This window comes from Streptococcus sp. zg-86 (assembly GCF_017639855.1).
In the GTDB taxonomy this organism is placed as follows: Bacteria; Bacillota; Bacilli; order Lactobacillales; family Streptococcaceae; genus Streptococcus; species Streptococcus zhangguiae.
In genome coordinates this window covers 684,996-706,995 of sequence record NZ_CP072115.1, presented here as the reverse complement: position 1 = coordinate 706,995, position 22,000 = coordinate 684,996, and the positions used below count along the sequence as shown (strand labels likewise).

General features: G+C 39.3%; 24 protein-coding genes and 1 other annotated feature. Of the genes, 6 read left to right on the top strand and 18 right to left on the bottom strand.

All coding sequences use genetic code 11. The features are described 5' to 3' along the window. Nucleotides 1-51 precede the first annotated feature (51 nt). The 5 genes from J5M87_RS03560 to J5M87_RS03540 are packed head-to-tail and all read right to left on the bottom strand — an operon-like array spanning nt 52 to nt 4,512. Entirely contained in the window at nt 52-390 is a 339-nt protein-coding gene (locus J5M87_RS03560; protein ID WP_154609099.1) for a YlbF/YmcA family competence regulator, read from the bottom strand. A 9-nt stretch (nt 391-399) separates the two neighbouring features. Then, nucleotides 400-1,503, bottom strand: coding sequence for a prephenate dehydrogenase (locus tag J5M87_RS03555; RefSeq protein WP_154609100.1), 1,104 nt, complete (start codon nt 1,501-1,503; stop codon nt 400-402). Nucleotides 1,504-1,510: 7 nt separating this feature from the next. Continuing rightward, on the bottom strand, nt 1,511-2,677 hold the full coding sequence (gene aroC / locus J5M87_RS03550) for a chorismate synthase (protein ID WP_154609101.1): 1,167 nt from the start codon (nt 2,675-2,677) through the stop codon (nt 1,511-1,513). Beyond that, nucleotides 2,678-3,352, bottom strand: a complete 675-nt coding sequence (gene aroD, locus J5M87_RS03545; protein ID WP_154609102.1) for a type I 3-dehydroquinate dehydratase — start codon at nt 3,350-3,352, stop codon at nt 2,678-2,680. Then, on the bottom strand, nt 3,349-4,512 hold the full coding sequence (locus J5M87_RS03540) for a class I SAM-dependent rRNA methyltransferase (protein WP_154609103.1): 1,164 nt from the start codon (nt 4,510-4,512) through the stop codon (nt 3,349-3,351). Before J5M87_RS03540 ends, aroD begins: the two co-directional genes overlap by 4 nt. 125 nt (nt 4,513-4,637) lie before the next feature. Here J5M87_RS03540 and J5M87_RS03535 point away from each other — a divergent pair, with 125 nt between their 5' ends. Continuing rightward, on the top strand, nt 4,638-6,815 hold the full coding sequence (locus tag J5M87_RS03535; RefSeq protein WP_160463313.1) for an LTA synthase family protein: 2,178 nt from the start codon (nt 4,638-4,640) through the stop codon (nt 6,813-6,815). Nucleotides 6,816-7,336: 521 nt separating this feature from the next. Here J5M87_RS03535 and J5M87_RS03530 read toward each other — a convergent pair. Then, nucleotides 7,337-7,984, bottom strand: a complete 648-nt coding sequence (locus J5M87_RS03530; protein ID WP_154609104.1) for an HAD family hydrolase — start codon at nt 7,982-7,984, stop codon at nt 7,337-7,339. Between the two features lie 46 nt (nt 7,985-8,030). On the opposite strand from J5M87_RS03530, the gene J5M87_RS03525 reads away from it, so the two are divergent. The 4 genes from J5M87_RS03525 to tnpC are packed head-to-tail and all read left to right on the top strand — an operon-like array spanning nt 8,031 to nt 10,109. Further along, nucleotides 8,031-8,216 carry a hypothetical protein gene (locus tag J5M87_RS03525; protein WP_154608075.1) on the top strand — a complete coding sequence of 62 codons (186 nt, stop codon included), beginning with the start codon at nt 8,031-8,033 and terminating at the stop codon, nt 8,214-8,216. Continuing rightward, on the top strand, nt 8,197-8,547 hold the full coding sequence (tnpB, locus tag J5M87_RS03520) for an IS66 family insertion sequence element accessory protein TnpB (RefSeq protein ID WP_154632458.1): 351 nt from the start codon (nt 8,197-8,199) through the stop codon (nt 8,545-8,547). The genes J5M87_RS03525 and tnpB overlap by 20 nt, the downstream gene beginning before the upstream one ends. Nucleotides 8,548-8,596: 49 nt before the next feature. After that, nucleotides 8,597-8,803 (top strand): IS66 family transposase, encoded by a 207-nt coding sequence (locus J5M87_RS03515; protein ID WP_154632457.1) that lies wholly within the window; start codon nt 8,597-8,599, stop codon nt 8,801-8,803. Next, entirely contained in the window at nt 8,775-10,109 is a 1,335-nt protein-coding gene (gene tnpC / locus J5M87_RS03510) for an IS66 family transposase (protein WP_208769384.1), read from the top strand. Before J5M87_RS03515 ends, tnpC begins: the two co-directional genes overlap by 29 nt. A 150-nt stretch (nt 10,110-10,259) precedes the next feature. Here the strand turns inward: tnpC and rplT are convergent, their stop codons facing one another. The 5 genes from rplT to J5M87_RS03485 all read right to left on the bottom strand — a co-directional run bounded on the left by rplT (nt 10,260) and on the right by J5M87_RS03485 (nt 12,775). Next, nucleotides 10,260-10,619 (bottom strand): 50S ribosomal protein L20, encoded by a 360-nt coding sequence (gene rplT / locus J5M87_RS03505; protein WP_000124834.1) that lies wholly within the window; start codon nt 10,617-10,619, stop codon nt 10,260-10,262. A gap of 43 nt (nt 10,620-10,662) precedes the next feature. After that, on the bottom strand, nt 10,663-10,863 hold the full coding sequence (rpmI, locus tag J5M87_RS03500; RefSeq protein WP_003025048.1) for a 50S ribosomal protein L35: 201 nt from the start codon (nt 10,861-10,863) through the stop codon (nt 10,663-10,665). A gap of 26 nt (nt 10,864-10,889) precedes the next feature. Continuing rightward, complete coding sequence (gene infC, locus J5M87_RS03495; protein WP_067089320.1) at nt 10,890-11,420, bottom strand: translation initiation factor IF-3; 531 nt, start codon at nt 11,418-11,420, stop codon at nt 10,890-10,892. Between the two features lie 15 nt (nt 11,421-11,435). Beyond that, nucleotides 11,436-11,565: a sequence feature (ribosomal protein L20 leader region), on the bottom strand. Between the two features lie 17 nt (nt 11,566-11,582). Next, a complete protein-coding gene (gene cmk / locus J5M87_RS03490; RefSeq protein WP_154608765.1) occupies nt 11,583-12,269 on the bottom strand; it encodes a (d)CMP kinase in 687 nt (228 codons plus the stop codon). Nucleotides 12,270-12,277: 8 nt separating this feature from the next. Beyond that, complete coding sequence (locus J5M87_RS03485; protein ID WP_154608764.1) at nt 12,278-12,775, bottom strand: SAG1386/EF1546 family surface-associated protein; 498 nt, start codon at nt 12,773-12,775, stop codon at nt 12,278-12,280. A gap of 50 nt (nt 12,776-12,825) precedes the next feature. Between J5M87_RS03485 and J5M87_RS03480 the strand changes: the two genes are divergently transcribed. Continuing rightward, nucleotides 12,826-13,023, top strand: coding sequence for a ferredoxin (locus tag J5M87_RS03480; protein ID WP_154608763.1), 198 nt, complete (start codon nt 12,826-12,828; stop codon nt 13,021-13,023). Here the strand turns inward: J5M87_RS03480 and J5M87_RS03475 are convergent, their stop codons facing one another. From J5M87_RS03475 to J5M87_RS03445, 7 genes are all read right to left on the bottom strand, one after another. Further along, nucleotides 13,024-13,500 (bottom strand): EbsA family protein, encoded by a 477-nt coding sequence (locus J5M87_RS03475; protein ID WP_154608762.1) that lies wholly within the window; start codon nt 13,498-13,500, stop codon nt 13,024-13,026. It abuts the gene before it with no gap. Between the two features lie 252 nt (nt 13,501-13,752). After that, entirely contained in the window at nt 13,753-15,054 is a 1,302-nt protein-coding gene (locus J5M87_RS03470) for a hypothetical protein (protein WP_154608761.1), read from the bottom strand. A 67-nt stretch (nt 15,055-15,121) separates the two neighbouring features. Continuing rightward, nucleotides 15,122-16,765: an LTA synthase family protein gene (locus tag J5M87_RS03465; protein WP_154608760.1), complete on the bottom strand. Its 1,644-nt coding sequence runs from the start codon at nt 16,763-16,765 to the stop codon at nt 15,122-15,124. 169 nt (nt 16,766-16,934) lie between these two features. After that, nucleotides 16,935-18,683, bottom strand: a complete 1,749-nt coding sequence (locus J5M87_RS03460) for a rhamnan synthesis F family protein (RefSeq protein ID WP_154608759.1) — start codon at nt 18,681-18,683, stop codon at nt 16,935-16,937. Continuing rightward, a complete protein-coding gene (locus tag J5M87_RS03455) occupies nt 18,683-19,981 on the bottom strand; it encodes a glycosyltransferase family 2 protein (protein ID WP_154608758.1) in 1,299 nt (432 codons plus the stop codon). Before J5M87_RS03455 ends, J5M87_RS03460 begins: the two co-directional genes overlap by 1 nt. Next, entirely contained in the window at nt 19,978-21,195 is a 1,218-nt protein-coding gene (locus J5M87_RS03450) for an ABC transporter ATP-binding protein (RefSeq protein WP_154608757.1), read from the bottom strand. Before J5M87_RS03450 ends, J5M87_RS03455 begins: the two co-directional genes overlap by 4 nt. Next, the gene (locus J5M87_RS03445; protein WP_154608756.1) at nt 21,195-21,998 is read right to left on the bottom strand and encodes an ABC transporter permease; all 804 of its coding nucleotides are present in this window, start codon (nt 21,996-21,998) and stop codon (nt 21,195-21,197) included. The genes J5M87_RS03450 and J5M87_RS03445 overlap by 1 nt, the downstream gene beginning before the upstream one ends. Between the last annotated feature and the right edge of the window lie 2 nt (nt 21,999-22,000).

Below are 22,000 nucleotides of genomic sequence, written 5' to 3'. Positions count from 1 at the left end.
TTTGATTTATATGACAATTCATTAGGAAAAAGCGGACTAATCCGCTCTTCCTTACAATAATTCATTCAAGGGTTTGAAAATAATTTTTTCCAAATCTGCAATGTAGACAGAAAGTTGTTGTTGTTTGGTAAAATAATCTGTCAGTAAGCTATTGGCTTGAATTTTCTGATTAAAGTCTTGTAATGTTTGCTGCAAATCACTGCCTGGCATTTGTCCAGACTGTAGTTGCTGTTGAACTTCTCGTTGGAAAGCGACATACTTTTCTAAGATGTCCTTAGCTTCCTTGTTTTCTTCAATAGCAGCCTTGCTTGCTTCTGCTGCCTTATATTCTGGAAGTTGGCGAATGCTGCGTTCCAATTCATTTGCAATATCATAGATATTTTGTGCCATAATTGTCTCCTAATCTACGAACACTTGATAGCTGGTCTGCTCATGGATAATCTGCTCAGCCCGCTCCAAATCTTCTTTATTTTTAAATGTAATCTGTAAAATACCATGAATATCCGCCCGATTATCCTCGTTAATCCGGATATTCACAACCGAAATACCACGTAATTTTTCTAAGACTGTCAAAATAGCATCTTCTTGGTCAGGAATATTGATAAAGAGATCATAGAAACTATCAACTCCAGCCCGCTTATGGATTTCCATTTCCTTCCGAATCCGCCGACCTTGGTCAAAAAATTGCCAGATAGCTTCTTTATCGCCTGTTGCAATCATCTCTTGAACCGTCTTTAAACGCTCGCCAAACTCCGCTAAACGCTCGATGATACTTTCTTTATTGGTTAGCAGAATACTTGTCCACATACCTGGTTCGCTCTCTGCAATCCGCGTCATATCTCGAAAACCACCCGCTGCAAACTGTTGGGTAAAGGGATGCTCCTCTTGATATTCCCCTGCTTGGTGCATCAAACTTGAAGCCAACACATGGGGGAAATGTGAAATTTGACTGGTCACACGGTCATGCTCTGCCGCATCGATTTCGACAAAGCGGGCATGCAAACCTGAGAGAATATCCTTCAAGCGTGGAATCGCATCTGCCTGTGTCAAAGCGCTCGGTGTTAAAATATAATAGGCATTTTCAAACAAGTTCACATCAGCTGCCATCGCTCCCGACTTATGACTTCCTGCCATGGGATGTCCCCCAATAAAATTAACCTGCCGGTCTGATAGATAGGTTTCCGCAGCCGCTACAATCGCTTCTTTCGTCGAACCTGCATCGGTTACCAAAACCGTTTCTTTTAGGGGCAGTTGAGCTAATTCCTTGATAAACTGAATGGTCTGTTGAATTGGAACGCAGAGGAAAATCACATCTGCCTCTTCAACAAATTGACCAAAATCATCACTTGCTTCGTCAACAATTCCCTGTTCTAAAGCAATGGTTCGTGACTGTTCACCGCGGTTATAGCCCACAATACGAGCATCAGGATGACTCCGACGAATGCCTAAGGCAAGTGAGCTGCCAATCAAACCCAAGCCTACAATATAAATCGTTCTTGTCATTGCTTTCTTAAAATTCTTTCACAAAAGTCCGGTGTTGCTCCACCGCTTCTTTCAATTCATCCATGTTATCAGATGAAAATTTCTCAAGGATTTCTGTCGCTAAAACAGTTGCTACAACTGCTTCCATCACCACACCCGCTGCCGGTAAGGCTGTCGGATCAGAGCGTTCGACTGTTGCTTTGTAGGGTTCATGCGTATCAATATCAACTGACATCAATGGTTTATATAAGGTCGGAATGGGCTTCATCACACCACGCACCACAATCGGTTGACCGTTAGTCATTCCGCCTTCAAAACCACCTAGATTATTACTAGACCGTGTATAACCTGTCTCTTTAGACCATACAATTTCATCCATTACCTGACTGCCTTGCAGATAACCCGCTTGAAAACCAAGACCAAATTCGACTCCTTTAAAGGCATTGATGGAGACAACAGCTTGGGCAATTTTTGCATCCAACTTCCGATCCCATTGGACATAGGAACCAAGGCCTACCGGAACACCGCCCACAATCGTCTCAACGATTCCCCCAATCGTATCACCGTCACGCTTGACTTGGTCAATATAGTACTTGATTTCTTCTTCCCGTTCCGGATTAACAATTGATACCTCTGATTGGCTAGCACGCATCCGAATTTCTTCGACTGTCAGTCCTTCAGGGACATCGATCTCTTTTCCACCAAAGACAACCACATGGTTAGCAATATCGATAGCCAATTCTGCAAGCAAGCGTTTTGCAACAGCACCAACTGCAACTCTCATCGTTGTCTCACGTGCACTCGAACGTTCCAAGGAATTACGTAAATCATCAAAACGATACTTGATACCACCTACCAAATCAGCATGACCTGGTCGTGGGTGTTTAATTCTGCGCTTGCTCTTCAGACGGTCCTCAATATCTTCAACCGTCATAATGTCCAGCCACTTCTGATGATCATTATTGATGACATGAAGTGTGATAGGCGCTCCTGTGGTCTTTCCATGCCGTACACCAGATGTAATCTCAACCTGATCTGTTTCAATCTGCATTCTTGCCCCGCGACCGTATCCACCTTGACGGCGCTTCAAATCTGCATTGATATCTGCTGCTGTTAAAGACAAGCCTGCTGGTACACCCTCAATAATCGCAGTCAAACGTGGGCCATGCGACTCACCTGCTGTTAAATAACGCATCTATTCCTCCAATACTGTCAATATTTTCTGTAAATTCGATAATGAAATCTGTCCTGGAGCACTCGCCTCTTCCAAGCTAGCAAAGGTCCAACAAGAACCCGTGATACTTCCAGCTATCCGTGACAACATCCCCAATTTCCCCATAGACATAGTAGCATAGGCTTGTTCTGCGTTAAGCGTTTTAAAGCCACGTGTATAGTTCATCACATCCAATACATCCTGCTCTGTGTGTGCCATAACGGCCATTTTAACAACAGCAGGAGATAGACTGGTCAATTCAGACATGATTTCCATATAGTTTTCAGGGGTCTCCACAAAATTATGATAGCTCAATACCAGATTTGGAAAGGCCAACATCTCCTCAAAGACTTCCTTATGAGAGTAATACTCAAAGTCAATATACTCAGGCTGATAAAGACTGGCAATTTCTTTTAGTAATTGAATATACTCCGCATCAGAAAGCTCAATATGGCCGCCCTCACGACTAGTTCTGAGCGTAAAAATCACTTCACGTCCAACAAATTTTTCAAAAACAGCTGGGGCTACTCTCAAAATCTCTTCCTTTGGAAGATAATCAGCCCGCCACTCAATCAAGTCTGCTGCTTCGAGTCTATTCACATCAATATTTTCGACATCCTCAATGCTGCGAGGCATAATTGGAACTACTATTTTCATTTTTCTACCTGTATCGTAAAGACCTTGAGGTAATTACTACTTTCATCATTTTTGTTTATCACAAAATCGCTCGGTAGGCGATAGGTTTGGAGATAGCGGTGCTTGCGCCCCATAAATCCCTTTTCAATTTCTTTTTTAAATTTTTCAAGCCCTACATTCGACGCATTAGTGGAAGCGATAATCTGTCCGCCAGGATTGAGAATTTCAAGCGATTGAGCAATCAGCTTATGGTAATCCTTAGCAACCGAGAAGGTCTGCTTTTTATTGCGTGCAAAACTAGGCGGATCAAGGACAATGACATCATAAGATAAGCCTTTTCGTTTGGCGTATTTAAAGTATTCAAAGACATCCATCACAATGAAACGATGATTCTCTAATAATAAGCCATTCGCCTGAAAATGGGCTTCTGATAATTCTCTCGAACGCTTGGCCAAGTCCACAGAAGTTGTTTCGTTTGCACCACCCATTGCTGCCGCTACTGAAAAAGCTGCCGTATAAGAAAACATATTTAAGAGATTCTTACCAGCTGCAAATCCATCAACTAGCAATCCTCTCACCTCATGCTGATCTAGGAAAATACCTGTCATCAAGCCATTATTCAAAAAGACTTGATAGGCAACACCATTTTCAAAAATAGTAAATTCCTCAGGTGCTTCCTGACCATACAGGTGGGCTGACTCATAGTCCAAGCCTTTGAAGCGAATCTTTTCATAAGCCCCTAAAACATCTGGATAGATTGTCTGAAAGGCTGCCACAATCTGGTCTTTTATGGAATAAATATATTCATTATACCACGAAAAGACCGCATAATCATTATAACGGTCAATCGTCATACCGCCAAAACCGTCACCGTCTTGTTGAAACAAGCGATAGGCAGTTGTTAGGCTCGAATCTTCAAAAGATTTCCTTTTCTTTCGTGCCTCAAACAGCAAGCGCTCGAAAAAAATCTGATTTACACTTTCTTTCTGTTTTGAAATAAGCCAGCCAATTCCCTTATTTTGTGAGGAAAGGTAGGCTTGCCCCAAAAACTGACCAGCTTGACTCTGTAGGTAAACCATTGTATTGGTCATTGTTACTTCAGGAAAATCCTGTGTATCTAATACACAGATCCCTTGTTTTATTTTTCGTTCTACGATCGGACTTACTGTCAATTCTATCATATCTTGATTATAACAAATTTTGAATTATATCTCAAAAAAACTTCTCTAATGAAGGGTTATTTTAAAAATATGGTATAATGGACTAAGATTTTATGAAATAGACTATTGAAAGAAAGGAAGCTCTTGTGAACAAAAATCGCTATCTCTTATCAAAAATCTTCCGTTCTAGAATCGGCTTTATCCTCATTCTTGTAACGATTTACTGGATAAAGACACTTCTGGCCTATCTCATTGATTTCGATTTGGATACAAAAGGGTTCTACCAGAATTTTATCCTGTTTATCAATCCACTTCCTATCGGCCTCTTATTTCTCGGTTTAGCCCTTTATGTTAAGCCGACTAAATGGTTTTACCGATCAGTCTTGCTGCTCTATACTCTACTATTTCTATGGCTATTTTCAAATACTCTCTATTTTAGAGAATTCTCTGACTATATTTCAATCTCTACCATGCTAGCTAGTTCAAGCGTGGCAGGTGGTTTATTACAAACCACGATTAAATCATTGAGAATATGGGACTTGCTGTATATCTTAGATTTTATCGGCTTTGCCTATTTTTCCTTCAAGAAAAAAATTCCGATTGATTCCAAACCCTTCAACCATCGGGCTAGTTTTGCAGTGACTGCCCTATCTATCTTGTTTTTTTCCATCAATCTCTTTCTAGCTGAAATTGATCGTCCGGAACTGCTATCACGTGGTTTTTCAAACACCTATATTGTGCGAGCGCTCGGTCTGCCTTCCTTTTTGGGATACAATGCCTATCAAACCTACCATGCACACAAGGATCGTTCAGAAGCCTCTGCAGATGATTTAGTTCCCGTTCAAGACTATGTTCACCAACACTATGTAGGACCGAACAAGGACTATTTTGGCATGGCAAAAGGGAAAAATGTCTTTTATATTCATTTAGAAAGTTTGCAGCAATTCATTATTGACTACAAGTTGACTGTTGACGGAACAGAGCATGAAGTCACCCCCTTTTTAAATTCACTTTATCACTCCAATGAAACCTTTGCCTTTTCTAATTTCTTCAATCAAGTAAAGGCTGGAAAGACTTCTGATGCAGAAACCATGATAGAAACCTCTCTCTTTGGATTAAATCAAGGTTCCTTTATGGTTCAGTACGGTGGTAGCAATACCCAACAAGCTGCGCCCTATATCTTAGCACAAGAAGCTGGCTATACTTCAGCCGTTTTCCATGGAAATGCAGCTAGTTTTTGGAACCGGAACAATACCTATAAACAATGGGGCTACAACTATTTCTTTGACAAATCCTATTTTACAGAAGCGACATCCGAAAACTCTTTCCAATATGGGCTAAATGATAAAGTTATGCTGGCCGATTCGATTCAATACCTTGAACGCCTCCAGCAACCCTTTTATACAAAATTCATCACGGTTTCGAACCATTATCCTTATACCACAAGCCTCTCAGGCGACGAGATTGGCTTCCCACTTGCAGATACCAAAGACGAAACAATCAATGGCTATTTTGCTACAGCAAATTATCTCGATGCTTCGGTCAAGGCCTTCTTTGATTATCTAAAAGCAACGGGACTCTACAAAAATTCAATTATCGTCCTCTACGGAGATCACTATGGAATTTCCAATTCACGAAATCCTAGTCTTGCTCCACTTCTAGGAGCAAATTCTGAAACCTGGTCAGACTATGACAATGCTATGCTTCAACGAGTCCCTTATATGATTGTGATTCCAGGAATGACAAAAGGGCGGATCATTGATACCTTTGGTGGAGAAATTGATGCTCTACCGACCCTAGAACATCTGCTAGGCATTGATTCCAAAAAATACCTTCACGTTGGGCAAGATTTACTCTCACCAGACAATCAACAAATTGTGGCTTTGAGAACTCCTGGAAACTTTATTACGCCAGAATACACTAGTTATGCTGGAAAACTTTACCACACACAAACAGGGGAAGAAATCACAAACCCTGATGAAGATACGCTGAAGAAATTAGAAGTCATTCGAACAAGTGTTAAAAATCAATTAGCCGCAAGCGATGCCATTCAAACTGGTGACCTTGTGCGCTTCTTAGACAATGGGCTTCCTACAGTCAATCCAAAAAACTACTCCTATCTTGATTCCTTAAAAGCCCTAGAGGCTATCGAAGCTGAATTAGGAAACGAATCAACTAGTCTCTACAGTAAAAATGGTGAGAAATCTACCGTTGACCTATTCCAAGCACCAAGTTATCGTAACCTACATGAATCAAATCCTGCTTCAACGAGTCCCAATAGCTCAACTTCTAGTAGTTCATCTTCAAGTGAGAAAAAAGAATAAGGGAATAACATTCGATAACGATGATAACATAGAAACCCGTTATCCTCATTCCGTTCTTACTCCGCTCAGCTATCAATAAATGATGCACCTGTTGTTAGAAAATGTAACTAGGCTGGACAGAAAGTCTTCAAATAGTGTAAAAACGCATAAAATCAGTTTTTAGAAACCTTGATTTTATGCGTTTTTTACGAGTTTTTCTCACTTAAAATTTCGTTTTTGCCAGTTTTGTTTTTTGCCTATTTATTTCACATTTTACTGTAATTTCTATTTAAAATAAGCATAGAAAATACTCTCTAGTTGAGATTATTATTCTACTGCTGATCAGATACAGAAAATATAGTGAATTGAGAAAGGAATAGGACAAGGCAAAGAGCTGCAGATAAAACTGGCGTTAATTGAGACTTACTCCATAATCCCTATTTCTAACCTTCAACAGTCCACTGGACTATTGAAGCAAAGCGACTGAACGATGTCCTAACCTTTATTCAATTCACTATACTACCCCGTTTAGGACAGGCATCCTAAAATAAGGAGCAAAGGTCGCTCAACTGCTGAATCGTGATATCACTTTCTAGTCTTGTATTTGGACAGTCACGTGGTCCGATTCCTTGTAAAATATGTACCGTTCGCATTCCTACTGCCTTTGCGGGCAGAATATCATTGTCCATGCGATCTCCGATATAAATAGCATCTTCAGCTCTACAATTCGCATCCGCTAACGCAACATCAAAAATCGCTCGATTAGGCTTTTTATAACCAATCTCTTCTGAACAGATAATTCTATCAAAGAAATGGCGAATCCCAAATACTTCCAATCGCTCCTCTAAGCCTCGTCCTTGATTAGCAATAATCCCCAAGTGATAGAACTGGCTAAGATAGTTCAAAGTCGGAATGACATCTGGATAGAGTATCTCATCCACATGCTTCCATCTAGGACGTAGACTGGCTGGCAAACCATACCAAGACCAGGCACTTCTGATAGGGGCTTCTCCAAGTGCTGCTATCTCTTTCATTTTTTCTAAAAATTCTGCCGCAGACACCTGCTTTCCATGACTACGTAGAACCAGTGCACACTCATTTGCAAATCGCCGATAAGAGACTGTTTCATCTATCAAAGTCGACCCTACATCGTAAGCGCTCCATAACGAGGTATCTAGTAATCCTCTCACTCCTCCAGTATACTGTTAGTAGAAAACAGAATTGGAGGCTATTGTGATGTCACAACCTATTGTTCCTTTGGAAACGCCCCAATCTCGTCGTTTTGATAAGAAAAACAAAAACGAGATGGTGCTGAAAATGCGTATTGGAAGAGTTGAACTAAGCTTGTTCCAATCTCTTCATCAAGAAACACTGGAAACTATTTTAGATAAGGTATTGCTCTATGGCGATTCATCTCAGTGATCTAGGCAAGGTCTATCTTGTCTGCGGGAAAACGGATATGAGACAAGGTATTGACTCGCTCGCTTATCTTATTAAACGTCAATTTGAATTAGATCCCTTTTCTGGTCAAGTTTTTCTCTTCTGTGGTGGCCGCAAAGATCGTTTCAAGGCCCTTTATTGGGATGGTCAAGGATTTTGGCTACTCTATAAGCGTTTCGAGAACGGGAAACTGACCTGGCCGAGTAATGAAAACGAGGTCAAAGCCCTGACACCTGAACAAGTAGACTGGCTGATGAAGGGATTTTCGATAAGCCCTAAAATAAACCCTACAAACAGTCGTGATTTCTATTGAAATCATGGCTTTCTTTTCGGTATAATAAAGAAAACTGGAGGGTGAGACTATGGAAGAGTTATTAGCCATTATTAAACAACAAGCAGCTGTTAACCAACAACTCACAAATGAACTTGCTCTCCTTCGTGAACAAGTAGCTTATCTGACACAAAAGCTCTATGGCAAGTCATCAGAAAAGGTTGTGTATCAACCTGGTCAGCTAAGTCTCTTCGAAGAAGAACCACTTCCTGAAGAAGACGCTAACTTGCCCAGGTGACACAGAAACGATTACCTATAAACGTAAGAAAACCAAGGGAATTCGTCAGGCTATTTTTAGTCAATTCACTCCAGAGATGGTTCATCATGAACTAAAAGGCGAAGACTGCACTTGTCCAGACTGTCACGGTCAGTTGAAAGAGATTGGTTCAACCGTCCAACGTCAAGAATTAATCTTTATTCCTGCGCAATTGAAGCGGATTGATCATGTCCAACATGCTTACAAATGTCAGGCGTGTAGCGAGAAGAATCTCAGTGATAAGATTGTCAAAGCTCCCGTCCCTAAAGCCCCTTTAGCACATAGCTTTGGGTCAGCCTCCATCATCGCTCATACGATTCATCAGAAATTCAATCTCAAGGTACCGAACTACCGCCAAGAAGAGGATTGGAATAAACTTGGCTTGCCTATCACACGGAAAGAAATCGCTAATTGGCACATCAAGTCTAGTCAGTATTATTTCGAGCCGATTTATGATCTTCTGCACGAGAAATTACTAGAACAGCCCATTCTCCATGCGGATGAGACTTCTTATAAGGTCTTGGAAAATGATAGCCAGTTGACCTTTTACTGGACCTTCTTGTCTGGGAAGCATGAAGAACAGGGAATCACTCTTTATCATCACGATAAAGGGCGGAGTGGCTTGGTTGTGAAGGAGTTTCTTGGAGATTACACAGGCTATGTACATTGTGATATGTGGTCGGCATATAGGCAGTTAGACAAAGCTCAGCTAGTTGGTTGTTGGGCTCATGTCAGAAGAAAGTTCTTCGAGGCGACGCCTAAGAAGGCAGACAAGACCTCTTTAGGAGCTAAGGGATTAAGGTATTGCGACCGCTTATTTGCTTTGGAGAATGACTGGGTTGACCTCTCTACTGAAGAGCGACTACATAAACGCCAGGCAGAGTTAGCTCCCTTGATGGATGAGTTCTTCGACTGGTGTCGTGAGCAGGCTGTTTTATCAGGTTCTAAATTGGGCATGGCCTTAGAGTATAGCCTCAAATACGAAACCACCTTCCGAACGATTCTCTCGGACGGCAATCTAGTCTTGTCCAACAACATAGCAGAGAGGGCTATGAAGACCTTGGTTATGGGGCGTAAGAACTGGCTTTTTTCTCAGAGCTTTGACGGCGCTAAGGCGACAGCCATCATCATGAGCTTACTAGAAACAGCTAAGCGTCATGATCTCAACACTGAGAAATACATGACTTATCTTCTAGAACATCTTCCTAGTGAGGAAAGCCTCGCAAATAAGAACGTTCTAGAGGCTTATTTACCGTGGGCGGAAAGTATTCAAAACAACTGTAAATAGAAAACATTCCAGAGTCCGTCCAGACTTTGGAATGTTTTTCAATATACCTCGTTATGGAGCGCTTACCCTACATCAAAAAATATCCAGCGGATCATCTGTCTTCCTCCTATTTCCGCAAAAAAAAGATGAGATTCCTCCCATCTTTTTTCATTATTTACCGAGTTTAGCTTTTGCTGCATCTGCAAGTGCTGTGAAAGCAGCTGCGTCATTTACAGCAAGGTCAGCCAACATTTTACGGTTTACTTCAATTTCAGCCAATTTCAAACCATGCATCAATTGTGAGTATGACAAACCGTTCATACGAGCTGCCGCATTGATACGAGTAATCCACAATTTGCGGAAATCACGTTTTTTCTGACGACGGTCACGGTATGCATAGTAGTAAGAGTTCATTACTTGTTCTTTTGCAGTACGGAACAAGATGTGTTTTGCACCATAGTAACCTTTAGCTAATTTTAAAATACGTTTACGGCGTTTGCGTGATACAACGCCACCTTTAACACGTGCCATTTAATTTTCCTCCGAATAATTCTCTAATTTCTAGTAGTTCGACTTATTTAAGTCCTGTAAGCATTGCTTTGATACGTTTGAAGTCACCTGAATGTACCATTGCTGCTTTACGAAGGTGACGACGTTGTTTTTTAGTTTTTCCGTGGAAACGGTGTGAAGTATAAGCGCGGAAGCGTTTCAATCCACCAGAACCTGTACGTTTGAAACGTTTAGCTGATGCGCGGTGAGTTTTTTGTTTTGGCATTTTAATTCTCCTTTTGCTTAGTAAGCCTATTTTTTCTCTGAAGCTGGTGCAAGTTGCATGAACATCTGACGTCCATCCATCTTAGCTCTTTGCTCAATAATCGCAATGTCTTGCGTTGCTTCAGCAAACTCTGCCAAGACTTTCGCTCCAACTTCCTTGTGAGTAATCATCCGTCCTTTAAAACGAATCGATACTTTCACTTTATTTCCTTTTTCAAGGAATTTACGGGCATTACGAAGTTTCGTATCAAAGTCTCCCTTATCAATGGTCGGACTGAGACGTACTTCCTTGACCGTCACAACGCTTTGTTTTTTGCGTTGCTCTTTTTGTTTTTTCTGATACTCAAATTTGAACTTACCATAGTCCATAATTTTCGCAACAGGTGGTTTAGCTTGCGGTTGAATCAACACTAAATCAACGTTAGCACTATCAGCTATCGCTTGGGCTTCGTTGAGTTGTTTAATTCCTAACTGTTCACCCTCGAGACCGATAAGACGAACTTCACGCACACGAATTTCATCATTGATGAACAAATCTTGCTTTGCTATGGCTTTCACCTCATTTTATTTTTTTCGAGAAAAACGAAACGGACTTGCTAACACAAGTCCATCACTACATCATTATCTTTCCGAAGAAAACTTAACACGTAGAGCCAGACAACGTTAGTCGCAAGGCGAGAAGCTCTCACTTCTGCTTTTCTCAATGTTAGTAGTATACCATTAGTTACTCTGCTTGTCAAGGATTTCTTTCGCTTTTTCTGAAATAAATTCAACCACACCCTCAATCGACACCCCTGTCGTATCAAATGTAATGGCATCATCTGCCGCTTTCAGAGGTGAAACAGCTCTCGTGCTATCTTTATAATCTCGAAGAGCAATCTCTTCTTTCAAGCGTTCTAGGTCAGTTGGAATACCTTTTTCCTGATTTTCCCTAAAGCGGCGTAAGGCTCTTTCTTCGACTGAAGCGACTAAGAAAACTTTTAATTCTGCTTCTGGAAGAACAACGGTTCCAATATCACGACCATCCATCACAATACCACCTTGTACGGCAATCTTGCGTTGCAAATCAACCAATTTCTCACGAATTGGGGCAAGGGCAGACACCCATGAGACATTATTCGTCACTTGATGTTCACGAATCGCATGAGTAATGTCAACATCTCCAACAAATACCAACTGCTCTCCCTCCTTGTTTCGCCCAAAGGCAATCGGATGTTCCTCCAACAAAGAAAGAATTTCTGCTGTATCATCTTGGGTCAATTGGTGACGGAGAGCTAGATAGGTTACCGCACGGTACATGGCTCCTGTATCCAAATAAGTATAATCAAAGGCTTTTGCAATAATCTTTGCAACGGTACTTTTTCCACTAGAAGCTGGGCCATCAATGGCAATTTGAATTGATTTCATAATTCCTCTTACTTAATTTTTACAAGATCACCTGGGTTTGCCCACCAAGTCCCACCAGGACCTGTCATTTTATCTGGATTCAAGCGTTCCAGTTCTTCAATTGAAATACCTGCACGTGCTGCAATCGATCCTGCCCCTTCACCTGCCTGAACAGTAATTGTCTCACCAGTAGCTGCTGCAGTCGATGATTCTTGGGTTGTAGCTGAACTACTTTGTGATTCACTGGTAGACGAAGCTACTTGGCTACTTTCAGAAGTTGCTGCAACAGACTGTCCAGTACTTTGCTCTGCAGATTGGCTTGTATTATAAAATTCATGATTGGCATCTGTTTCACTACCACCATGAGATAAATAAACCATTGCAATTGTTGTAATAATCACGATAAATAGAAACAAAATCGCTAAGACTGTCAGTACCCTCGTACCTGAATTGCCTTTACTTGTTCTACTTTTTCTACTTTTTTCAGTAGAATCATAAATTTCCTCATTCCACGGTTCTTGTGACATGACTAAACTTTCTCCTTGTTTTTTTTATAAAATCTCATTACAATAATAATATGAAAATCAAACTTTATCCAGAAAAATGTATTGCTTGTGGACTTTGTCAAACCATTTCGGACGTTTTTGACTATGATGATGACGGTATTGTCTTGTTTGCTGACCATCATCAAGAAACAACGATTGAACTTGCTAATCGAAACGACGCACTTCTTGCAGCCAAATCCTGTCCTACAAAAGCTATCTCTGCTGACTAACTAATCTTTATTCGCATAGTATTCTTCAAAATAGTCTTGCGTAATCAAATGATCGGTTAAGACGATTTCCCCTTGAAAACGGGGATTCAGAGCCAGAGCATTGATAAAATACTTCTTAGGCCATTTACGTATATAGTAAATTTTTCCCTCAGGAAATTCTTGCGAAAAGAGCTTGATAAACAGATAGGTCACCTCTATTTTGGAAATGGTTGCGATCTGAATTTTCTTTGTGGCAAATGGATTCGCCGAGGCAATTTTTAAATGGTCTTCCTCAATCACAAAATACCGATGCCAGCCTATTCCAAACATGACAATAACTAGGACAAATAGCTGAATAATCGTATCCGATATACGTAGTCTTTCTAAGATTAGCGATAAGGCCAGAAAAGCAGGAGTAATAGCTAAGGACCAATAAATAATCGACCAGGATAATTCTGGCTGCCAGTGGTATCGAATCCGACCAAATATCTTAATCATTTCACTCCTCCTCCTACTATTTTAGCATAAAGTCAAAAAAAATTCATTTGAGACTTACTAAATATCAAAATTTGCTATCCTTAGGTATTTTGTCTGCTTTATCAAACTAAAAAAACAGCCAAGACAGCTCATCTATTTCTAATAAGCTAGACGTCATCTCAGGTAATGGATCGTTTTCTCATATAACAAAAAAGATTGAAGAGTCAACAATATGTTCTCCTCAATCTTTTTTATACATCATTCAACTAGATTTTAATAGAATTGAACTAGACCAGAAGCTTTGTCATAATAACCTTGTGTATCCCAATCCGTACCAAGAGGTAGACCTGTCAATGAACCGGAAAACTCGATTGTTCCTGGCATCAGACGTGCCGCTGCTGCGGTATTTGGAACCAGCTGATTATCCATTTTCGTCATGATACCATTGTCACGGTTAAATTGTGGCGTTCCTGTCCAAGTTTTAGTCGGAATGTATTGGCTACCTGCCTTCAATTTAATATTACTAAATCGAGCGTTGACAGAGTCTCCTGATCTACGAGCAGCCCCTTCAACACGGAGATAGATATCTTGGCGATTTGCTAACACAGGATTGCGACCACGAATAACTTCTGCACCATTTACGTAACCGACATACGAACCGTCCTCTTGTAATGTCAACATAAGATGGTAGGTCGTATTCAAGTTTGCGAAATAATTAGCACGGTGATAGTGTTGCTCACCTGGATTATTGCTACCAATATTTTCAATTAGAAAGGCTGTTTGTCCAGAATACGGTGCTACTGCACCAAGATCATATTGCAATCCAAAACTAATTCCTGAAGTTGGTGTAACCATAACCAGTTTGGCATGATAACCAGTTCCACTACCACTTAGGGTAACATCCGCTTCAATCGTTAATTTCGAAGGTGTATTTTCAATTGTCTGGTGGCCAGTTGGCAAAACTGTCGGCAAAGGCTTTTCCTTTGTCTCTTCATCCTTATTCACAACTGCTACATCTTTAGTAGGTTTTGTATTGTTCGCCTGCATAGCCTCATGGTACTGAGTTTTAATAGGAATACCAACACGGAGGGCATTTAATTTAATACCTTCTTGGCTCCAGCCATGACTCGGTAAAACCTTATATTCGTTTGTATCTGTCGTTAAATGATGAAGGCCTCTTAAATTTTTATTATATACACGATAAATGCTAGCAGAACCTCCAGAATAAAAGACTGGCTGACCATTGTTATCCATTTTCCAACCATGCTTGGTTGTCAAGACAGTAACTTCATTTTGATCAGTTGTATACAAATGATTTTGAAGGCTAGGATTATACAAGCGATAAACTGGTACACCCTCTCCACTATCTGGAGCATACCAAGCCTCTCCTTCGTATCCCCAACCATGTGAGCTAAACAACACATCTTTTTCATTTTTATCTGTGGTATATAAATGTTCACCATTGTCTTTGTTATATAATCGGTAAACAGTTGTTTCTGCTTCTGCCTTTACAGAATAGAAACTCAAACCGACTGCACAAAGAAGAGCAAATAATAAGTATTTTTTCTTTTTCATTTAAACTTCCTCCCTAAATTAAAGATAGCAAAGATTTTCGGTTTTGTCAATATATATTAGTAAAATATCACGGTTTCATCGGTGGCTGCGTTTTTGCAGCAAAATATTTTTGGAGTTGGGCCTCAATAATCTCTTTAGAGGCTTCTGATAAAGGCTCAACCCTATTTTGATCCGTTGATAATAAGAAACTATTGTCAAAAAAGACTGTGTCAAATGAATTGTTGTTTTCTTTTGGGAAAAATAGACTCGTTCCTAAGAAATAATTTTCCCGATTGATATCCATATAATCTAAAATAGTTGGAGCCATATCAATGGAATTTCGTCCCTTCACATCTACTGTTCGAGCCATTATTCCGTCATGATACATAAAGAAAGGTACTATGTCCACATCTGGATTGGCCCTAGCATATCCTGGGAATACACTAATAAATTCTGCGTCCTGATAGGTTGCATGATCTACTGCAAATACGAGTACCGTATTTTGGGCTAGCCCACTCTCTTTAAACTTTTCTATAAATTTTTTAAACTGCACATCGAAATTATAAAAACGATTTAATAGTGGACTATGACCATCACCATACTTTTCATGTGGTGAATTTAAGGTAATATGCGTTCCAAAAGTATACATGGCTGTAAAGAATGGTTTGTCTTCCTTAGCCTGCTGCTCAATAGTGTCATAGAGAATCTCAAATGCTTCTTTATCAGAAACCGTTCCATTATGTCCTGAGTAGGATTTACTAGGATCTGAGATTAGATTTTGGAAATTCAAAGATTCTAGGTAAGTCGTAAATTGGGTGTTGCTTGGCTCAACATTGATAAAAGATGTTTGATAGCCTTCATTAGCTAGTACATCTTGTATGGAAATCAGCGTATTATTATCATAGTTGTCTAATTGATATCCTGAATAGAGCTGTCCGATGATACCCCGATAGGTCGCAAAGGTATGATTATAATAATTGCTGAAATTCAAGGATTCTTTTTGTACTTTAGCCACTGTAGGCATAATCGCTCGACTATCATCAATAATATTTTGAGACAACCCCTCTACAAAAAGTAAAACAACATTTGGTTTTTCTTTTATATTTTCTGGTCTTTGAATAGCAGAATCCACATGTTCTCTATAAAATTCAGATGTAATATTTGGTTGGTTGGCAATTTCCTCCAATTGACGTTGATAAGCCTTTGCATCCTGTCTTAGCTGATAAATCGCAAAAAACGGAGAATACATACTTCCATGCATCAAGGTTAAAATTAATTCGCTTAAAAGAGAAATAGATAATAACTTATTAGTACTCACATACGGCACTTTGAATCGTTTGATTGGCATTAGCGAAAACATCACTAACGCAATCACCCCTGAAAGATAGAGCTTCAATTTTCCACCTATGGCTTCAATTGACTCCAAATTTGTTAACATAACCAAGGTTACATAGCTACCACCAAAAATCATCATCAGCATTTGGGCATTTAACAGCAATAGGGCAAGACTATTGATAATGAATGCCAGCCACTTATTAATCCGTAGCAAGTAATTCGAAAAGAGCGCTATTGAGATTAACTCTAATAAGCTAATCATCACGTAAAAATGATTTTGATGAATACGGTGAGAATAGAGGATGAGCATCGTTGTAAAGGAATATTTTAAAATAGTAAATATCAGTAGTCGCTTATCCCACAACTCATTCACTCTCTTTTTTAATAGTTGCAACATACCCTGTCCTCTACTCTAAGATTTTTCATTATGTACATTTACGTTTCGTCCTGTTCTTTTGATAATATTATTCCACATTTTATTGAATACAGCAAAATCTAAAAGTCTTATCCATTCCGTACAAGACCAATCATAGACTTACATGCTTTTCAAAATAAGAGTGCATCTCTTACTTTCCTACTATCCGTTTGAAAAGATACTTCAATGTATTCGTCCACGATTTTCTTAAATATTTCAGTGCGCCTTTTATGCCACCAAAATAAGTGAAATCAATGTAGGCATAGGGGCTAAATTGCTCTAATTGTCTTCTATTCAAAATGCGGTTGTCTATAAATGGAGGAATAGGATTTGGATTTTGTCTGATTCTAAAATCGTATCCCTGTGCCCATGCAATATAGACTAATAAGCGCTCAATGGCGTGAAGAATAGTATTTTGTGGCAATGGTTCTTTCGGAACATCTGCTTCTGTTAATCCAATCTCAAATAAGGGTTTCAAGGCGTCGTATTTAAACCAAATATAGGTTCCATAACTCATGACAAAAACATCTGCTTCATAAAAATCCATTTGTTTCGGCAAGGCCATTTTTTCCCATAGTTCTTCCATAAACGGAATCATTCCGAGTTCTGCCCAAGGATCCAGACGAACATAACGGAAATAGCTAGGAATATCTGCAATCATCATTCCCAATTCTTCTGTTTCTATCATACTGGAGAGAATTTCGTTTGAAGGTTTAACCAGCATATCAATCAATTCTGTTCGCCATGATTGTCCTGCCCAATAGTCTGCCTCTTTTGATTTTTTGGTATGGAAATGTCCAACATACTCATATTGTGCCAATTCCTCTTTTAATTGCAACATCGGCAAGACATCACGTCCAATATTTCCAGTTAATCGAATAGTTGCGGATACATTCCGTCTATCCAAGATTTCCTGAATTTCCTTGATTTTTTCCTCAGTATTGGTCGTCAAATATAAATCATAGGTAAAAACAAATCCTTCAAATGCATCTAAAAACTCTTCTAACAAGTCAACATAGAAGGTATGCAAGTGAATCGCTACTTTCGCATCCTTTAAGCGATTGCTAATAGCCGTATCTCTATGGTATTTCTTCCCTAATAGATAGTCACGAGTAGGACTAAATACTTTTGACATGTGGTAAATAATCAGATCAACAGGATAATCCGATGTTCTTCCAATCTCTTCCAAAATAAAGGGTGCAATAATTTGGTTGCCTTCAAATGCCTTTACTTTAATAAATGGAACCTTATGGCTTAAAATACTGGTCGGATTGTAATAAGAGAAGTCAGGATGTCTCATCCCTGTGGTGTCAGCATCAATCGTATTAAAAACGGTTTGATAACGAAAACCTGCTTGAACAAGAGAAGTCGTCACTTGCGTTTCATAGTGATCAATCACTTCTTGTACATCTGTAAAATCTTGGACAGTAGACCAAAAGTCTTGGAAGGCTGGAGAGCAAATCACCTCATGTTTAAATGAAACAAAGTAACTTTGGATATGTTCTTTAACTCCCTTTGTTTCACGATGATTGGTCATTCCCCAAAAATCAACTGCCTCATCACTTTCAAAACGATGATAGACCTCTCCCATATCCCACAAAGGACCAAAGCAAGTATCATTCATCAAGGTAACCGAATCATATTCTTCTAAATGAGAAAAACCAACCTGATTCATTCCGTCCCGCCAAGCTGCAAAATCGAAGCCACTATTTTCACGTTGGATAAAAGCATCAATCAAGCTGGCATCTTGTAAATGTTCCACTGCTTCTGGGGAAAGAATACTGTTTGAGATAAAGACAACTTTTGAAAAAAGTGGTCGCATGTGCATTAGCTGGTACTCAACATGTGAGCTGATGATATTATATTTATTAAAATGCACATATAGTAATAGGCGTTTCATTATTTTCTCCTAAAGAAATTTAATATTTTAGTCGGAATTGTCCAACGACGAGAAGTAATAACCCGATTGTATTGATCCGTTACTTTTTCTAGCTGTTGTTGTTTTTGGTCAAATCCTAACTTATATTGTTCCAATTCTTTCACTTTTACTGTCATATCAAGTAAGTTTTGAGCAAGAATTTTTACAACGTAATCATCTGAGTGAAGATTATCCATTTCATATGACTGGTACGATAAGGTATAGGTCCGGTTTGCTGTAGCAGGAATTTCATAAATCATCTGTGGATCAGGATTTGGAAATAGGTAGGATTTCTCCAATATAATCGCATTTGTAAAACCTGGTAAAAGTTCCTCTCCCGTTTCCTGCGATGTCAAGCTAACTCGCTCATAAAAACTAGGTATCTCCGATAAATCAACTCGGATATGCTGACAAGTCTCAGGAAGGTCAAAGGTAATAGCCGCTGCGTTGGCAATAGGGAATTGAAGCTTGTTTTCTTCTGAAAATAGCCCTTCTGCATCTGCCATATAAACTGTAACTTTTTGATTTGCTACAGCTAACTGTCTATTATGATTAAAATGAATATCAATTGCATATTCTACTTCTTTTGGAGCAAGCTTTTGATACTTTGCAAGAATGTAGATATAGGCTATATAATGCTTTAAAAGGTTGTTCCTAGCTGACATTGAGTTCGCAAGTACTCTGTAGTTTAAGAAAGTTGTATGATTTGGGACAGGTTTTGCTCCCTTTTCTAAGATTAAATGTAGATAGAAATCATAATCTTCCAACTTTTTATAATTTAAATATTCATCATAGCGACTATCCCCAATCGTTTCCTTACGGATTAAAGACGTGGCTGAAATGTAATTCCCCAAAAATAGGGACCCCAGATTGTATTCTTGTGTATCAATCACGATTGTGTTATCTGCTGGATTTTTTAGCTTAGCATACACAATATCAGCGTCTTCTTGAAGAGCCGTTTGAACAAGTTCCTCGATAAAATTCGTAGGTAAAAAATCATCACTATCGACAAATAATACAAAATCTCCACCTACTTGTTCGAGCGCCTTATTTCGGGTCTTGACCAAGCCACAATTCTCATGGTACTTATAGCTAGTGCTTTCAAATGGGGAGTCTTTCAAAACATTTAGAATGACCTCCTCTGAATAATCCGTAGAGCCGTCATTATAGACATATAAGTCAATCATAGGATATGTCTGAGAAAATATACTTCTGAGACACTCCTCGATGAACTGTTCATGATTATAGCAAGTTACAACTACCGAAATTACAGGTTTCATTTTTCAAATCTCCACGTTCCATTTCTCTGGATTAAACCAGTTGCAGAGTCCTGAGCAGATTTATCATCAAAGGCGATATCTGTTCGTTGTACCATAATAATAGGCGTTTGAGTGGCGTCCGAATAAGCTAACATTTCACCAGCTGCATTTCGAACGGTCACTTCCAATTTTAATTTTAAGTTGTTGACATTTGGGAGTGAGCATTGGTAATGAATTGTTTTATGCCCTTTCCCAGTCATCAGCTGATCGAGTGAATTATCATTATAAATCCAAATATTGCGATCAATATCCGTCAATGACAAGGCAATATAGGTCTCAATATCTTCTATGACATCAAAATCAATTTCAAAGTGAACAAGATCTCCCGGAGCAATCTGTTGTTTCGATAATAATTGTAAGCGGAAATTTTCAACTTGGACTTGTTCTTCCTGTCCTTCAGCCTCTCCTTCATTCGAATCCTGATGAATCGGAATAGTATTGTCAAAGCTGTATTGATTGGCTACATTTTCTGGATTCCCAATCGCTTTGACCAATCCATTTTCAATCAAAACGGCTTTGTTGCAGTATTTTTTGACTGCACCCATGTCATGAGTGACCAGAATGGTCGTCTTGCCGCTTTTTTTGCGTTCTTGGAAATAATCGTTACATTTCCGCTGAAAGGCTTCGTCTCCAACCGCTAATACTTCATCTAAAATCAGGACATCACCTTGCGCTTTAATGGCAACCGAAAAGGCAAGACGAACCTGCATACCGCTCGAATAATTCTTCAATTTTTGGTTCATAAACTCTTGAAGTTCCGCAAATTCCACGATGTCATCATACATGGCATCAATTTCTTCGCGCGAAAACCCAAGCAGGGCACCATTTAAATAGACATTTTCTCGACCAGTCAATTCCGGATTAAAGCCGACACCAAGCTCAATAAAAGATACCAACTTACCATTGACGGTCACAGAGCCTTTTTCTGGCACATAAATTTGTGAAATAATCTTGAGTAAGGTTGATTTTCCAGAACCATTACGTCCAAGAATACCAAAGAAATCTCCCTTTTCTACTTCAAAGGAAATATCTTTTAACACATGCTGCTCTTTGTAACCTTTAATACCTTTAAAACGATTGACCATGGTTGTTCGCAGACTTTGGCTCGCTTCAGTCGGTAATTTGAAAAACTTGCTGACATGGTCTACTTTTACTGCAATCTGTTTGTCTGTCATTAGAGAATCTCCGCAAATTTCTTAGAATATTTCTTAAATACTGTTGTCCCAATCACAAATACCAAGATAGGAATGAGATACGGAATCAAGACAATCACCTTATTTTGAATGATTTGCCATACAGGGATATTGGCCCGATCAATGACAAAATACCGCATATCTTGGATAATTTGAGCTAGCGGATTGAGCATAATAATCTTCGCTGCTAGCACGCTTTTGTTCATTACAAAAGAAAGGGAATAAATAATCGGCGTTGCATACATTCCAGCCTGCATAAAGACTTCCCAAATCTGTGCTAAATCACGGAAACGAACAAAGAGAGTAGAAAGAATAAAGGCCACCCCAGTTGCCAATAAAAACAACTCTAAAAACAATGGAAGGGCAAAGATAACTGTCCAAGTAAACTCAACCCCATTAAAAATAGAAAAGATCAAGACAACAATTAGATTGATTGAAAAGTTAATCGCTGCTCCAAAGACAGATGATAAGACGATAATTTCTTTTGAAAAATTGAGTTTTCTCAATAAATCACCACGAGTGACAATCGAAACCATTCCCATATTGGTTGCTTCTGCAAAGAAGGACCAGATGACATTCCCTAACAAGAGGGCAACTGGAAAGTGTGGAACATCTCCTCCTAAGCGTAGGAAATGAATGAAGACAACATACATAATTGCAAAGAGCATCAAAGGCTTCAAGATAGACCATAAATAGCCAATCACGCTTCCTTGATAACGCAATTTAAAATCCGTTTTGATTAATTCTTTTAGTAAAATTCGATTTTTTTGGGAAAAAATATCCATGT

Coding starts and splice junctions, on each gene's coding strand:
- cmk (WP_154608765.1), bottom strand. CDS start 12,269: ATGAAATCAATTCAAATTGCCATTGATGGCCCAGCTTCTAGTGGAAAA.
- J5M87_RS03555 (WP_154609100.1), bottom strand. CDS start 1,503: ATGACAAGAACGATTTATATTGTAGGCTTGGGTTTGATTGGCAGCTCA.
- J5M87_RS03525 (WP_154608075.1), top strand. CDS start 8,031: ATGTCACAACCTATTGTTCCTTTGGAAACGCCCCAATCTCGTCGTTTT.
- rpmI (WP_003025048.1), bottom strand. CDS start 10,863: ATGCCAAAACAAAAAACTCACCGCGCATCAGCTAAACGTTTCAAACGT.
- aroC (WP_154609101.1), bottom strand. CDS start 2,677: ATGCGTTATTTAACAGCAGGTGAGTCGCATGGCCCACGTTTGACTGCG.
- J5M87_RS03485 (WP_154608764.1), bottom strand. CDS start 12,775: ATGTCACAAGAACCGTGGAATGAGGAAATTTATGATTCTACTGAAAAA.
- tnpB (WP_154632458.1), top strand. CDS start 8,197: ATGGCGATTCATCTCAGTGATCTAGGCAAGGTCTATCTTGTCTGCGGG.
- aroD (WP_154609102.1), bottom strand. CDS start 3,352: ATGAAAATAGTAGTTCCAATTATGCCTCGCAGCATTGAGGATGTCGAA.
- J5M87_RS03460 (WP_154608759.1), bottom strand. CDS start 18,683: ATGAAACGCCTATTACTATATGTGCATTTTAATAAATATAATATCATC.
- J5M87_RS03470 (WP_154608761.1), bottom strand. CDS start 15,054: ATGAAAAAGAAAAAATACTTATTATTTGCTCTTCTTTGTGCAGTCGGT.
- J5M87_RS03540 (WP_154609103.1), bottom strand. CDS start 4,512: ATGATAGAATTGACAGTAAGTCCGATCGTAGAACGAAAAATAAAACAA.
- J5M87_RS03515 (WP_154632457.1), top strand. CDS start 8,597: ATGGAAGAGTTATTAGCCATTATTAAACAACAAGCAGCTGTTAACCAA.
- J5M87_RS03445 (WP_154608756.1), bottom strand. CDS start 21,998: ATGGATATTTTTTCCCAAAAAAATCGAATTTTACTAAAAGAATTAATC.
- J5M87_RS03480 (WP_154608763.1), top strand. CDS start 12,826: ATGAAAATCAAACTTTATCCAGAAAAATGTATTGCTTGTGGACTTTGT.
- J5M87_RS03465 (WP_154608760.1), bottom strand. CDS start 16,765: ATGTTGCAACTATTAAAAAAGAGAGTGAATGAGTTGTGGGATAAGCGA.
- J5M87_RS03475 (WP_154608762.1), bottom strand. CDS start 13,500: ATGATTAAGATATTTGGTCGGATTCGATACCACTGGCAGCCAGAATTA.
- J5M87_RS03450 (WP_154608757.1), bottom strand. CDS start 21,195: ATGACAGACAAACAGATTGCAGTAAAAGTAGACCATGTCAGCAAGTTT.
- J5M87_RS03455 (WP_154608758.1), bottom strand. CDS start 19,981: ATGAAACCTGTAATTTCGGTAGTTGTAACTTGCTATAATCATGAACAG.
- J5M87_RS03560 (WP_154609099.1), bottom strand. CDS start 390: ATGGCACAAAATATCTATGATATTGCAAATGAATTGGAACGCAGCATT.
- rplT (WP_000124834.1), bottom strand. CDS start 10,619: ATGGCACGTGTTAAAGGTGGCGTTGTATCACGCAAACGCCGTAAACGT.